General features: G+C 64.8%; 13 protein-coding genes. 4 read left to right on the top strand and 9 right to left on the bottom strand.

What is annotated here, in order from left to right; genetic code table 11:
• Positions 1-1,050: a sn-glycerol-3-phosphate import ATP-binding protein UgpC gene (locus FJ940_RS25315; protein ID WP_140500808.1), complete on the top strand. Its 1,050-nt coding sequence runs from the start codon at positions 1-3 to the stop codon at positions 1,048-1,050.
• Positions 1,051-1,095: 45 nt separating this feature from the next.
• Here the strand turns inward: FJ940_RS25315 and FJ940_RS25310 are convergent, their stop codons facing one another.
• The 3 genes from FJ940_RS25310 to FJ940_RS25300 form a co-directional block, all read right to left on the bottom strand.
• A complete protein-coding gene (locus FJ940_RS25310) occupies positions 1,096-2,178 on the bottom strand; it encodes an ABC transporter ATP-binding protein (protein ID WP_140513869.1) in 1,083 nt (360 codons plus the stop codon).
• Positions 2,175-3,755: an iron ABC transporter permease gene (locus FJ940_RS25305; protein WP_181165391.1), complete on the bottom strand. Its 1,581-nt coding sequence runs from the start codon at positions 3,753-3,755 to the stop codon at positions 2,175-2,177. Before FJ940_RS25305 ends, FJ940_RS25310 begins: the two co-directional genes overlap by 4 nt.
• Before the next feature lie 168 nt (positions 3,756-3,923).
• Entirely contained in the window at positions 3,924-4,931 is a 1,008-nt protein-coding gene (locus FJ940_RS25300; protein WP_140658253.1) for an iron ABC transporter substrate-binding protein, read from the bottom strand.
• Between the two features lie 297 nt (positions 4,932-5,228).
• Between FJ940_RS25300 and FJ940_RS25295 the strand changes: the two genes are divergently transcribed.
• The 3 genes from FJ940_RS25295 to FJ940_RS25285 all read left to right on the top strand — a co-directional run bounded on the left by FJ940_RS25295 (position 5,229) and on the right by FJ940_RS25285 (position 8,554).
• Positions 5,229-5,780, top strand: a complete 552-nt coding sequence (locus FJ940_RS25295; protein WP_140513867.1) for a sigma-70 family RNA polymerase sigma factor — start codon at positions 5,229-5,231, stop codon at positions 5,778-5,780.
• A 1-nt stretch (position 5,781) separates the two neighbouring features.
• Entirely contained in the window at positions 5,782-6,420 is a 639-nt protein-coding gene (locus FJ940_RS25290; protein ID WP_140525439.1) for an NrsF family protein, read from the top strand.
• A 238-nt stretch (positions 6,421-6,658) separates the two neighbouring features.
• On the top strand, positions 6,659-8,554 hold the full coding sequence (locus FJ940_RS25285) for a PAS domain S-box protein (RefSeq protein WP_246671085.1): 1,896 nt from the start codon (positions 6,659-6,661) through the stop codon (positions 8,552-8,554).
• 33 nt (positions 8,555-8,587) lie between these two features.
• Here the strand turns inward: FJ940_RS25285 and FJ940_RS25280 are convergent, their stop codons facing one another.
• From FJ940_RS25280 to FJ940_RS25255, 6 genes are all read right to left on the bottom strand, one after another.
• Positions 8,588-9,466 (bottom strand): 3-hydroxybutyryl-CoA dehydrogenase, encoded by an 879-nt coding sequence (locus FJ940_RS25280; protein ID WP_140500869.1) that lies wholly within the window; start codon positions 9,464-9,466, stop codon positions 8,588-8,590.
• Between the two features lie 119 nt (positions 9,467-9,585).
• Positions 9,586-10,515 (bottom strand): electron transfer flavoprotein subunit alpha/FixB family protein, encoded by a 930-nt coding sequence (locus FJ940_RS25275; protein ID WP_140558136.1) that lies wholly within the window; start codon positions 10,513-10,515, stop codon positions 9,586-9,588.
• 20 nt (positions 10,516-10,535) lie between these two features.
• Positions 10,536-11,285, bottom strand: a complete 750-nt coding sequence (locus FJ940_RS25270; protein WP_140525441.1) for an electron transfer flavoprotein subunit beta/FixA family protein — start codon at positions 11,283-11,285, stop codon at positions 10,536-10,538.
• Between the two features lie 177 nt (positions 11,286-11,462).
• Positions 11,463-12,275 carry a rhomboid family intramembrane serine protease gene (locus FJ940_RS25265; RefSeq protein WP_140560186.1) on the bottom strand — a complete coding sequence of 271 codons (813 nt, stop codon included), beginning with the start codon at positions 12,273-12,275 and terminating at the stop codon, positions 11,463-11,465.
• A gap of 31 nt (positions 12,276-12,306) precedes the next feature.
• Positions 12,307-12,888: a cob(I)yrinic acid a,c-diamide adenosyltransferase gene (locus tag FJ940_RS25260; protein ID WP_140500873.1), complete on the bottom strand. Its 582-nt coding sequence runs from the start codon at positions 12,886-12,888 to the stop codon at positions 12,307-12,309.
• Between the two features lie 25 nt (positions 12,889-12,913).
• Positions 12,914-13,105: a twin transmembrane helix small protein gene (locus FJ940_RS25255; RefSeq protein WP_140500874.1), complete on the bottom strand. Its 192-nt coding sequence runs from the start codon at positions 13,103-13,105 to the stop codon at positions 12,914-12,916.
• Positions 13,106-13,123 lie beyond the last annotated feature (18 nt).

Genomic DNA, 13,123 nt, shown 5'->3' with positions numbered 1-13,123 from the left:
ATGGCGACGGTCGATCTGAGGGACGTGAAGAAAGTATATGCCGGCGGCGTCGAAGCCGTGAAGGGCGTCTCCATTGCCATTCCCGACAAGGAACTCTGTGTGCTGGTCGGGCCGTCCGGCTGCGGCAAGTCCACGCTTTTGAGGATGATCGCCGGGCTGGAGACCATTTCTTCCGGCACGGTCGCTATCGACGGCAAGATCGTCAACACGATCGGCCCGACCGAGCGCGACATCGCCATGGTGTTCCAAAACTATGCGCTCTATCCGCATATGAAAGTCTACGACAACATGGCTTACGGGCTACGCAATCGCGGTACGCCCAAGGACGAGATCGACAGCAGGGTTCGTTCGACCGCCAAGGTGCTGGAGCTTTCAGCGCTGCTTGACCGGCGCCCGCGCGAGCTTTCAGGCGGTCAACGCCAGCGCGTCGCCATGGGCCGCGCCATCGTGCGCAATCCGAAAGTCTTCCTGTTCGACGAGCCACTCTCCAATCTCGATGCCAAGCTGCGCGGCCAGATGCGGGTCGAAATCAAGAACTTGCAGCGCTCGCTCGGTGTCACCTCGGTCTACGTCACCCATGACCAGTTGGAAGCGATGACGTTGGCCGACATCCTTGTCGTGATGAATGGCGGATTGGTCGAGCAGGCGGGCGCGCCACTCGACATTTACGAAAAGCCGGCCTCGACGTTCGTCGCCTCTTTCATCGGCGCACCGCCGATGAATCTTCTGTCCCTTTCGGGTCCGGCGCTGACCGGCAGCAAGACGAGCGACTTTGCGCCTGCGAATGCCGTCACGCTTGGCTTCCGCCCCGAGGATGCCGATGTCACTTTCGCGGCCGAGGCACCGTCCGGCGCGCTCGTGCTGCCGACAATGGTGGAGGCGGTCGAGCCGGTGGGAGCGGACAGCTTTCTTCACTGTGCGGCAGGAGGCGACCGCATCGTCGTGCGTGTGGCCGCGCGCGCAACAGCCAAGCCCGGCGACCAGTTGCGCGTCGTGGCCAAGGCCGAGAAACTTCACTGGTTCGATCAGGCTGCAAAGAGGGTCGACTGACGCCAATCTTGCATGCTGATCAGCGAGCCGCGAACCGTCGGCCGGTCAGGCGAATACATGCGCCTGTCCCGACACGGTGAGCCGGACGATCTCACCGACCGCCGGCGCGTCCATGCCGGACTTGCGCAGGATCAGCGGCGTACTGCCGATGGCGGCGGCGTCCGGCGGGTCGGGGCTGTTGAGCAACCGCACCGCGACCGTGCAGGTCGAGCCGGCGAATTCGGATTCCGTTACCTCGCCAAAAAGCATGTCCGGCGTGCCCGACATGCCCTCGCGCGATGTCCGCTTCAGTCCGATCTGCTCCGGCCGCAACATGATACGGGCGACATCGCGGCTGTCCGACGTATCGACGGCGATGCGGCCAAGCGGCGACGTGGCGAAACCGCCCGCTATCTTCGCCGGCAGGATGATGGCGTCGCCAAGGAACTCGGCAATCATCCTGTCCTTCGGCTTGAGATAAAGTTCGCGCGGCGTGCCGATCTGCGAGAACCGGCCCTCGCGCATCACCGCGACCTGGCTGGCGAAGGACAGCGCCTCGGCCTGATCGTGCGTCACCAGGATGGTGGTGATGCCGGCGGCTTCGAGCAGTTCCGCCACGGCCTTGCGCATGGAGGCGCGCAGGCCGGTGTCGAGCGCCGAGAACGGTTCGTCGAGCAGCATCAGCCGCGGCTTCATCGCCATGGCGCGGGCGAGCGCCACGCGTTGCTGCTGACCGCCGGAGAGTTCGTGCGGGCGGCGCTTCAGGATCGCCTTGTCCAGCCCTACTATATAGGCCAGTTCGACGATGCGTTCGGAGCGTTTGTCCAGCCTGCGGTCCATCCCGAAACCGATATTGTCGCCAATCGTCAGGTGCGGAAACAGGGCGCCGTCCTGTGCAACCAGGCCGATACCGCGGCGGTGCGCCGGAACGGCGCCGCCGCTGTCGGCCAGCATCTTTCCGTCAAGCACGATGCTGCCCTGGTCGGGCGCCTCGAAACCGGCGATCAGCCGCAGCAAGGTGGTCTTGCCGCAGCCGGACGGCCCGACGATGGCCGTGCGGCTGCCGCTGGCGATGTCGAGATCGATGCCGGCAAGCGCCGCGACCGGGCCGTAATGCTTGTGCAAGCCCCTGAGTTCGAGAAAGCTCATCGTCCAGCCATCCGTTTTGACTGGACATAGAGCAGCCAGGTCAGGGGCAGCGACATCGCCACCATGATGAAGGCGTAAGGTGCTGCCGAAGCGTAGTCGATCTCGCCGCTGTAGGACCAGAACGCCATCGCCAGCGTGCGGGTGCCGTTCGGCGCCAGCATCTGGGTCGCGGTCAGCTCGTTCATGATGCCGAGCGCCACCAGCGCCATGCCGGCGGCGGCACCCGGCGCCGACAGGCGGATCGTCGTCGACCACAATGCATGGAGCGGCGACCGCCCGAGGCTGGACGCGGCGCGCTCGAGCTCGACCGGCGCCTGCGCGATCGACGCCCGCAGGCTGATCAGGGCGCGGGGCAGGAACATCAAGGCATAGGCAACCAGGATGGTGAACAGGGTCTGGTAGAGCGGCAGGGCGATGCGCACGGTGATGGTGACCAGCGCCAGTGCGATCACGACCCCGGGCAGCGATCCGACGATGTAGTTGCAGCCCTCCAGCAAGCGCTGCAGAGGCCCCGGCGCGCGGATCGAGATCCAGGCCATCGGCATGGCGGCGACGGTGGCGAGCAGCGCGCCGGCGAGCGCCAGGAACAACGTCTGGCCGAGCGCCAGGCCGATCTCGTCGAGCCGCCAGACCTCGGCGCCGCCGGCGGCAAGCCAGCGTCCGATGGTGACGAACGGTACGCCGAGCGCCAGAAGCGTGGTGGCGGCAAGCAGCAGCAGGCAAGGCACGGTCGCCCGGCCGAGCGGCGCGCGCTGTTGGTGGCGCGCGGCGCCCGAACCGACGCGGGCATAGCGCTCTTCCCCGCGCACCAGCACCTCCAGCCCGAGCAGCACGAAGCAGCAGCTCACCAGCACGCCGGCCAGCATATTCGCGGCCGGCCCGTTGAAGGTCGATTGGAACTGGTCGACGATCGCCGTGGTGAAGGTGTCGAAGCGGATGAAGACGTAAAGGCCGTATTCGGCCAACAGATGCAGGCCGACCAGCAATGCGCCGCCACAGATGGCAAGCCTGAGCTGCGGCAGCACGACGCGCCAGAACACACGCCAGGGACCAAGGCCGAGTGCGGCCGCGGCGTCTTCGAGCGCCGGATCGAGCCGGCGCAGGGCCGCCGATACCGGCAGATAAAGGAACGGGAAATACGCTATGACAGAGACAAGCACGCCGGCCCACAAGCCATGCAGCCCGGGCACCATGGTGATCCAGGCATAGCTGTGCACGAAGGCGGGAATGGCGAGCGGCGCCACGCATAGCCAGGCCCACAGCCGGGCGCCGGGCAGGTCGCTGCGTTCGGTCAGCCAGGCCAGCGCCACCGACAGGATGATGGCGATCGGCACGGCGAGCGCGACAAGCAGGACGGTGTTGGCCAGAAGCTCGCCGACACGCGGCCGGAAAACCAGCGCCGAGACGGTTTCCCAACCGGTCTGCACGGCAACCCAGACGATGAAGGCAAGCGGCAGCAGGGCCAGCAGCGAAACGAAGATAGCGGCGGCAACGATCCACGACGCAGCGCGCCGGCGCGCCCTGCGGCGCGTCCTCGGCGGCAGGCCCGGGCTTGCGATGTCGGCCGCGAACTGCATCGGCTCAGACTTCGCGCCCTTGCCGCCCGGCGGCGGCAATCGAAAGACCACGATCATGGTCGGGAATACAGCGTGTCGTCATCGACGAATGCCATCTCGAAAAAACAAAACGCTCCCGCGGAATTCCCGCGGGAGCACGGCCGGTGTCCTTATTAGGACGAACGGCAACTAAAGCAAGCCGGCCGCCGTCATCAGGTCGGTAGCCTTCTTGGAGTTCAGCGTCGCGGCATCGATCTTCGGCGCCTGCAGGTCGGCCAGCGGCACCAGCTTCGGATTGGACTCTGCGCCCTTGCCGACCGCGTATTCGAAGGACGTTCCGTTCTTCAGCACGTCCTGGCCGCCCTTGCCGGTCACCCACTTCAGGAAAGCCTGGGCTTCCTTGGGATGCTTGCTCGAAGCCAGCACGCCACCGCCGGAGGTCGAGACGAAGGCGCCCGGATCCTGGTTTTTGAAATAATGCAGCGCAACGTTCTTGCTGTTCTCGCCGGTCTTGGCCTGATCGCCGAAGTAGTAGTAGTGATAGATCACGCCGCCTTCGATCTCGCCGGCGTTGACCGCCTTCATCACGGTGCTGTTGCCCTTATAGGCGGTGAAATTCTGCTTCATCGCCTTCAGCCAGTCCGCCGTCGCGGCTTCGCCCTTGAGCTGCAGCAGCGCGCTGACGATAGCCTGGAAATCGGCGCCCGACGGCGAGGCGGCCCAGCGGCCTTTCCAGCTCGGATCGGCAAGGTCGAGCAGCGACTTGGGCAACTGGTCGGCCTTGAGCTTGGTGGTATTGTAGGCAAAGACGGTGCTGCGGGCGGCAACGCCGACCCATTTGCCGCTCGCTGCCTGATAATCCTGCGGAACCTGCGCCAGTGTGTCGGCGTCGACCGGCGCGAACAGGCCGGCATTCTCGACCAGCACCATGGCCGGCGAATTCTCGGTCAGGAACACGTCGGCGGGCGAGGCGGTGCCCTCCGCGACGATCTGGTTGGAGAAATCGCTGTCGCCGCCATTGCGCAGCGTGACCTTGATACCGGTTTCCTTGGTGAAGCCGTCGGCCCATTCCTTGGCGAGGCTCTCGTGCTGGGCATTGTAGACGATGATGCCTGTATCCTCAACCATCGCCTGGCCAGCGATCAGGCTGACCGCCACCGCCGCGGCGCCGGCAAGGGTGGAAAGAGCGTATTTCATGGGCGTCGTCCTCGATCTCGTTGAACTGGCACGCAGCACCTATCGATACATGACAGGTGTAGTCAACATTTTTGGCCTGCTTCAATCGGCCGCTGGCGGCACAGGCCCATGCCAGACGGACAATTCCGCGTGATGGCCGCGCGCGACCGACGGTCCAGGACACAGTCGCCGTCGACGAGCCCAAGTTCGCGTTCGCCCGCAATCTTTCGTGACTTGCCGGTAGTTTGCCTTGGACATTATTTCGCCGGCCACGTAACAAATCAGCGCCGAGGCGCGAAGATCGGGGAGTGAACTCTTGTGAGCGGCAAGGACGAGGCCGAGCTTTCCCGGCTGATGCGAGCCGCGATCGCGGGAGATGAAAGGGCCTATGCCGACTTTCTGCACCGGACGGCCGCTCTGGTTCGCGGTTTTGCCAGGCGCAAGATCGTCAAAGGCGGGGTCGATCCCGAGGATGTCGTGCAGGAAACCTTGCTGGCCATTCATGTGAAACGGCACACCTGGCGCCAGGACGCACCTGTGCTGCCCTGGGTCTATGCCATCGCGCGCTTCAAGTTGATCGACGCGTTCCGGCGGCGCGGACGGCGCATCGAGATCGATGTCGACGATATTGCCGAAACCTTCGCCGAGCCGGAAACGGAAACCGTCAGCGAACGCGACATCAACCGGGCGCTCGACGGCCTGCCGCCGGCACAGCGCTCCGTGGTGTCGTCCGTGTCGGTGGAGGGGCGCTCGATCGGCGACACGGCAGCCAAGTTCGGCATCAGCGAAACAGCGGTGCGGGTTTCCTTGCATCGCGGACTTGCAGCCATTGCCAAGCGGTTCGGGCAGGGGCGGTTTGGGCGGGAATGACATGAGGACCGAAGATCTCATCAAGGCGCTTGATGCCGACGCCCGCAGCAAGGCGATGCCGCTGCGCTCGGCCTGGTGGCTGGCTGCCGGCGTGGCCGCCGTGATTGCGGGCGCGGTTTTCATGATGACGATCGGTCCGCGCCCCGACTTCATGGCTGCCGCACATACGATGCGCTTTCTTTCGAAGTTCCTGTTCACCATCGTGCTCGCCGCCAGCGCCTTCGCCTTCGTCAGGACATTGTCGACACCGGGAGCATCGACAGGCAAGGCGGCGGCCTGGATGGCGGCTGCGCCCGTGCTCGTGGCAGTGGCCGTGGTGCTGGAGCTTTACGCCGTGCCCGAGGCCGACTGGGGCAGGCGTCTCGTCGGTTCCAACATGATGGTCTGCATGGGGCTCATCCCGCTGATCGGCATCGGCCCGCTTGCCATCTTCCTGTGGATGCTGCGCTATGGCGCGCCGACACGGCCGGTGCTGGCCGGCACGGCCGCGGGCCTGCTCGCCGGCGGGCTGGCGGCAACCTTCTATGCCGCGCATTGCTTTGATGATTCGCCGCTTTTCGTCGCCACCTGGTATACGATCGCGATCGCCGCGCTGGCGCTGCTCGGCGCGCTCGGCGGCCGGTTTTTCGTGCGCTGGTAGCGCGACGCCCGCTGCTGCATCCCGCGCATACCGATCCTTAATCATGCCGGCAAATGTTTGCCGGCCGGCGGCATCGCCGATACCCGACGCAACCTTTCCTTAAAATCGATCCGTCAGGATTTTCACGGGAAATGCGATTGCCCACGGGGTGGTACAAATCGTGGCAATGCGAAGGATCATCGGGCCGGCGCCGCACAGACATGCGGGGTTGGCTCTGCTCGTGGGCGGGACAGCGGCGATGACGGCATCGATCCTGCTGTCGCGGCTGGATCCCGGCGCCGAGACGCTCGAATTATGTGTGCAGGCGTCGGTCGGTGTGGCAGCCGGCGCACTTCTCCTGGCCTGCATGTTCGCGCGCGTCATCCGCAAGGACCGCCGCCAGATCGCCGAGAGCGAGCAGCGCTTCCGCCGTGCCATGGAGGATTCCTCCATCGGCGTCGCCATCGTCGGCCTCGACGGGCGCATTCTCGAGGCCAACCCGGCTTTCGCTGCCATGCTCGACTACCGCCGCGACGAGATCGAGGCGTTGACCTTCTTCCAGCTCACGCATGCCGACGATCTGGAGATCGGGCGGGAGACGATGGAAGACCTGAAGGCCGGCAAGATCGATTCCTTTCATTTCGAGAAGCGCTATCTCAAGAAGGACGGCACGCCCGTCTGGGCCAGGCTGGCCGGCTCCGTCATTCGCGACGGGAATAGCGGCCGGCCGCTGTATCTCGTCTCGCAGATAGAGGACATCAATGCGCGCAAGCAGGCCGAGGCGCGGATCGCCGAGGCCGAAACGCGCTGGAACTTTGCATTGGCCGGCGCCGGCCAGGGCGTCTGGGACTTCGACAAGCGCAGGGGCGGCACTAACTATTCCTCGACCTGGGTCAAGATGCTGGGTTACGCCGACGGGGAACTCGACGGTGACCCCGATCACTGGCTGGCGATGATACATCCCGACGACCGCGAAGCAGTGGCCGAGGCGGACCGCGCCCATCTCGAAGGCCGCACGCCGTTCTTCGAGGCCGAATTCAGGATGCGCCACAAGGATGGCCGCTGGCTCTGGTTCCTCGACCGCGGCAAGGCGATCGAGCGCGACGAAGAGGGGCGGCTGATCAGGGCGATAGGCAGCCTGACCGACATCACCCGGCGCAAGCAGGCGGAGGAGCGCCTCGCCGTGTCGGCGGCCATGCTGGCGGACGAAAAGGAGCGCCTCAAAGTGACGCTCCAGTCGATCGGCGATGCCGTCATCTGCACCGATGCCGCCAACCGCGTCACCTTCATGAATCCTGTCGCCGAAAAGCTGACCGGTGTCTCCTGCAATGATGCCCTCGGCAAGACGCTCGGCCATGTCTATTGGGCGGTCGACGAGGAGACCGGCCACAGGATCGGCGTGGCGCGGCCTGCGATCGGCGGCCAGGGAGCCGATGACCAGAACAGCCGCGCCGTCCTCATCCGGCGCGACGAGACGCGCTGCAGCATCCGGCAGGTCGTGTCGCCGATCATGAACGAACGCAACGAATTCTGCGGACTGGTCATCGTCTTCCAGGACTTCACCGATGCGCGCGCGCTGCAGCGCCAGCTTGCCCACGCCGCCGCGCATGATGCGCTGACCGGCCTTGCCAACCGCGCGAGTTTCATCCGCGCCATGGAAGAACTGGTCGATCAGGCCCGCAAGGAGGGGATCGGACATCAGTTCATGTTCATCGACCTCGATCATTTCAAACTGGTCAACGACACAGGTGGCCACGCGGCGGGAGATGCATTGCTCAAGTGCGTTGCCGAGGCCGTGCGTGGCGTGCTTGGTCCGCAGGACATGGTCGCGCGTCTGGGCGGCGACGAATTCGCGGTCATTCTGAAGTCGGGCTCGGCCGCCGGGGCCAGGATCGCGGCGCGATCCATCATCGATGCGATACAGGGCCTCGATTTCACCTGGGAAGGCCGTCCCCATTCGATCGGCGCCAGCATCGGACTGGCTCCTATCGACGCCGATTGCGGCGCTGTCGACGAGATCATCGCCAGGGCAGACGCCGCCTGCTACGTGGCCAAGGCTGCGGGTCGCGGATGCGTGTCCATGGCGCCCGAGAATGACGCCACGGACGACAGGATCGAAATCGAGACACCCAAGCCCCTGGCCGCAGCGTCGTAGCCCCGCGATAGGGCCGCGATCAACCCTGGCGGGTCAGCGTGTTGGAACCGGATGCTCGCCGCGATAATCGTAGAAGCCGCGGCCGGTCTTGCGGCCGAGCCAGCCGGCCTCGACATATTTGACCAGCAACGGGCAGGGGCGGTACTTCGAATCCGACAGGCCGTCATGCAGCACCTGCATGATCGACAGGCAGGTGTCCAGGCCGATGAAATCGGCCAGCTGCAGCGGCCCCATCGGATGGTTGGCGCCGAGCCGCATGGCGGTGTCGATGGCATCGACCGTGCCGACGCCCTCATAGAGCGTGTAGATCGCCTCGTTGATCATCGGCAAAAGGATGCGGTTGACGATGAAGGCCGGAAAATCCTCCGAGACCGTGATCGTCTTGTCGAGCTGCTTCACATAGGTCTTTGCCGCCTCGAAGGTCTGGTCCTCGGTGGCGATGCCGCGCACCAGTTCGACCAGCTTCATCAGGGGAACCGGGTTCATGAAATGGATGCCGATGAAGCGCTCGGGGCGGTCGGTCTGCGCGGCTAGCCGCGTGATCGAGATCGACGAGGTATTGGTCGCCAGTATGGCCTCGGGATTGAGCTGCGGACAAAGCTGGGCGTAGATCTTGCGCTTGACCGTCTCGTCCTCGGTCGCTGCCTCGATGACCAGGTCGGCACCGGCGAGATCGGCCATGGATGGCGCCGCCGCGATGCGCGCCATCGCCTGGTTGCGGAGCTTCTCGTCGAGCTTGCCGGACCCCACCTGGCGGGCCATGTTGCCGCTGACAGTGGCGATGCCCTTCTCGATACGGTCGGGCGATATATCGTAGATCAGCACCTTGTAGCCCGAAAGTGCGGAGACATGGGCGATGCCGCCGCCCATCTGGCCCGCGCCGATGATGCCGATCGTTTCGATCTTGCTCATTACACCGATCCCGTCGAAAAAGGCCTTTGCGGCCTGCTTTTTGTGCGGTGCAAACTAAAAGGGTGGGGCGACTTCGTCTACCCCACCCCTCACAATTTAATACGCTTTGCGGCAGGGCGTCAAAGCGCCTTCTGCAACTCCGGCAGGACAACGAACAGATCGCCGACGAGGCCATAGTCGGCAACCTGGAAGATCGGCGCTTCCTCGTCCTTGTTGATGGCGACGATGACCTTCGAATCCTTCATGCCGGCGAGGTGCTGGATGGCGCCGGAGATGCCGACGGCGATGTAGAGGTCGGGGGCGACGACCTTGCCGGTCTGGCCGACCTGCCAGTCATTCGGCGCATAACCGGCATCGACGGCGGCGCGGGATGCGCCGACGGCGGCGCCGAGCTTGTCGGCGACCGGCAGGATGACCTCCTGGAACTTCTCCGAGGAGCCGAGCGCGCGGCCGCCCGAGATGATGATCTTGGCCGAGGTCAGTTCCGGACGATCGGTCTCCGATAGCTTGTTCTCGACGAAGGAGGAGAGGCCAGGATTGGCCGCAGCGCTGACGGTTTCGACAGCGGCCGAACCGCCCTCGGGCGCCGCCTGGAAGGAGGCGGTGCGCACGGTAATGACCTTCTTGGCATCGGTCGACTGTACCGTCTGGATGGCGTTGCCGGCATAGATCGGCCGCTTGAAGGTGTCCGGCGAGACCACTTCGATGATCTCGGAGACCTGCGCCACGTCGAGCAAAGCGGCCACGCGCGGCGCGACGTTCTTGCCCGACGAGGTTGCCGGCGCGACGATGGTGTCATAGGAGCCGGCCAGCGACACGACGAGCGCCGCGGTCGGCTCGGCGAGACGCTCGGCAAGCTCGTCGGCTTCGGCCAGCAGCACCTTGCTCACGCCCTTCAGCTTGGCGGCGGCGTCGGCTGCGCCCTTGGCGCCCTTGCCGGCCACCAGCACATGCACGTCCGAGCCGATCTGCAGCGCGGCCGACAGCGCCTTGGCGGTCTGGTCGGAAAGGGTAGCGTTGTCGTGTTCGGCGATGAGGAGAATGGTCATTTTATCTGTTCCTTCCGATCTCAGAGCACGCCGGCTTCGTTCTTCAGCTTGTCGATGAGCTCGGCGACGCTCTTGACCTTGACGCCCGCCTTGCGGCCGCCCGGCTCTTCGGTCTTGATGACCTTCAGCCGCGGCTTGACGTCAGCGCCGTAGTCGGCCGGGCTCTTCTCGTCGAGCGGCTTCTTCTTGGCCTTCATGATGTTGGGCAGCGATGCATAGCGCGGCTGGTTGAGGCGAAGGTCGGCAGTGACGATCGCCGGCATCTTCAGCTCAACCGTCTGCAGGCCGCCGTCGACCTCGCGCGTCACCCTGGCCTTGTCGCCCTCCAGCACCACCTTGGAAGCAAACGTGCCCTGCGCCCAGCCGAGAAGGGCTGCGAGCATCTGGCCGGTCTGGTTGGAATCATCGTCGATCGCCTGCTTGCCGAGGATGACAAGGCCGGGCTGCTCGGCCTCGACCACGCCCTTCAGTACCTTGGCGACGCCCAGTGGCTCTGTCTGCTCGTCGGTCTTGACCAGGATGGCGCGGTCGGCGCCCATGGCGAGCGCGGTGCGAAGCGTCTCCTGCGCCTGCTGCGGGCCGATCGACACGACGATGATCTCTTCGGCCTTGCCGGCTTCCTTGAGCCGGATCGCCTCTTCCACCGCGATCTCGTCGAATGGGTTCATCGCCATCTTGACGTTGGCCAATTCCACCGCCGAACCGTCAGCCTTGACGCGAACCTTCACATTCGCATCCACAACCCGCTTCACGGGCACAAGGATCTTCATTTTCCTGTCACCTCTCTTGAGATAGTTGGGGCGCGCTATACCAGCGTGAACCCTGTCAGAGTTGTCGAAAGCCGACATTCCGGATGGAAATTCTGCTCTTCAACCGCCAAAGGCGGGCGGAAACGCTTCCGTAGTTGCGGCGAACCCGCACGTCAATATGCCACGGCGTCGGGCAATTCACTCAATCGGTTCAGTCGGGGCCGGGGCACTTCCTCGACCCCAGCGTGGCACGGGCTGCGCGGCAATCGGCTCGTTTACGGCCGGATCTACGGCGACGGCGGGCTGGTCGGCGGGTGCGGCTTCTTCGTCCGCGCCCGCAAAAAGCGGCACGCCGCGGCTGCGCAGCACGAGCACCAGCACGGCGCCGGCGATGATGCCGCCTATGTGGCAGGCCCAGGAAATCTGGTCCTCGCCACCGGCGGCGAACATGACGATCTGGAACAGCACCCACAGGAGGAGCGGGATGAAGGCCGGGATGCGCAGCGGAATGCGGGCAAAGGCCAGCACCCAGACCTTCACCCTGGGATAGAGGATCAGGTAGGCGACGACCACGCCGGCGATGGCGCCGGAGGCGCCGATCAGCGGCACCTGCGAGTCCCACGCGATGAGGCCCTGGAAGGCGGCTCCGGCGATGGCGCACAGGAGGTAGAAGATGAGATAGCGGATATGGCCGAGCGCGTCCTCGACATTGTCGCCGAACACCCACAGGAACAGCATGTTGCCGCCAAGGTGGAAAATGTCGGCATGCAGGAATGAGTAGGTGAGATAGCTCAGGCTTTCGGGAATGACGATAAAGCGCGGGTCGAGCTCTGCCGTGTCATGCACCACGGAGGGGATGAAGCCGAGGCCGAGCACGGCGGCATTGGTGAAATTCTCGCCCCCGAGCGCGGTGGCGCAATAGACCAGCGCGTTGGCCAGGATCAGGGCGATCGTCACATACTGCAGCCTGATGTGCCGCAGCCTGTTGGTGTCGTAGAGCGGGATGAACATAGGTGCCTGGCCTCTCCCGCCTTGGCATAGTTCAGCGGTTCTTGCCAGGAACCCATAACACGTCGGCATTTCCATTGTCATTGACCGCCCTGGCGGCGACGAACAGGAAGTCGGAGACGCGGTTGATGTATTTCAGCCCGTCGCGGTTGACGTGCTCACCAGGATGCTGTGCGAGCGCCACCATCAGCCGCTCGGCCCGCCGCGCCACCGTTCGGGCGAGATGGAGCGCAGCGGCGGCCGGCGTGCCGCCGTTCAGCACGAAGGATTTGAGCGGCTGGAGGTCGTTGTTGAGGAGATCGATGTCGTGTTCGACGCGCTCGGTCTGCGCGGCAATGATGCGCAGCGGCTCGTAGCCGAGCGGCTTGCCGTCGTCGGGCACGGCCAGATCGGCGCCCAGGTCGAAGAGATCGTTCTGGATGCGGGCAAGCATGGCGTCAATCGCCGGGTGGCTTGGGGCGGTGTGAACACGAGCCATGCCAATGCAGGCATTGGCTTCGTCGACAGTGCCGTAGGCGTCCACCCTGAGATCGGACTTCAGCCGCCGCTCACCCGTGCCGAGCCCGGTGGTGCCGTTGTCGCCGGTGCGGGTGTAGATCTTGTTGAGCTTGACCACGTCGCCTCCCGAACGGCCGGTGTCCTCATTTGCGGGTGAAATACACGGCCAGCAGGATCAGCGCCAGCGCCACGGCCTGCAGCACGACGCGCGTCTGCATCAGCTTGTTGGAGGTCATGCCGGAACCGCCGCGCATCATGTTGATCAGACCCCGGACCAGCACGATCACCACGGCGACCATGACCAGGATGGCAAGGATGTTGAAGACGGATGCCATTTGCGTTTCCAGTCCTTT

Origin of the sequence: Mesorhizobium sp. B2-3-7 (genome assembly GCF_006442695.1) — a bacterium.
Classification (GTDB): Bacteria; Pseudomonadota; Alphaproteobacteria; order Rhizobiales; family Rhizobiaceae; genus Mesorhizobium.
This window is presented reverse-complemented; position numbering and strand designations above follow the sequence as displayed.

Coding starts and splice junctions, on each gene's coding strand:
- FJ940_RS25255 (WP_140500874.1), bottom strand. CDS start 13,105: ATGGCATCCGTCTTCAACATCCTTGCCATCCTGGTCATGGTCGCCGTG.
- FJ940_RS25270 (WP_140525441.1), bottom strand. CDS start 11,285: ATGAAGATCCTTGTGCCCGTGAAGCGGGTTGTGGATGCGAATGTGAAG.
- FJ940_RS25265 (WP_140560186.1), bottom strand. CDS start 12,275: ATGTTCATCCCGCTCTACGACACCAACAGGCTGCGGCACATCAGGCTG.
- FJ940_RS25275 (WP_140558136.1), bottom strand. CDS start 10,515: ATGACCATTCTCCTCATCGCCGAACACGACAACGCTACCCTTTCCGAC.
- FJ940_RS25310 (WP_140513869.1), bottom strand. CDS start 2,178: ATGAGCTTTCTCGAACTCAGGGGCTTGCACAAGCATTACGGCCCGGTC.
- FJ940_RS25280 (WP_140500869.1), bottom strand. CDS start 9,466: ATGAGCAAGATCGAAACGATCGGCATCATCGGCGCGGGCCAGATGGGC.
- FJ940_RS25300 (WP_140658253.1), bottom strand. CDS start 4,931: ATGAAATACGCTCTTTCCACCCTTGCCGGCGCCGCGGCGGTGGCGGTC.
- FJ940_RS25305 (WP_181165391.1), bottom strand. CDS start 3,755: ATGCAGTTCGCGGCCGACATCGCAAGCCCGGGCCTGCCGCCGAGGACG.
- FJ940_RS25290 (WP_140525439.1), top strand. CDS start 5,782: ATGAGGACCGAAGATCTCATCAAGGCGCTTGATGCCGACGCCCGCAGC.
- FJ940_RS25315 (WP_140500808.1), top strand. CDS start 1: ATGGCGACGGTCGATCTGAGGGACGTGAAGAAAGTATATGCCGGCGGC.
- FJ940_RS25285 (WP_246671085.1), top strand. CDS start 6,659: ATGACGGCATCGATCCTGCTGTCGCGGCTGGATCCCGGCGCCGAGACG.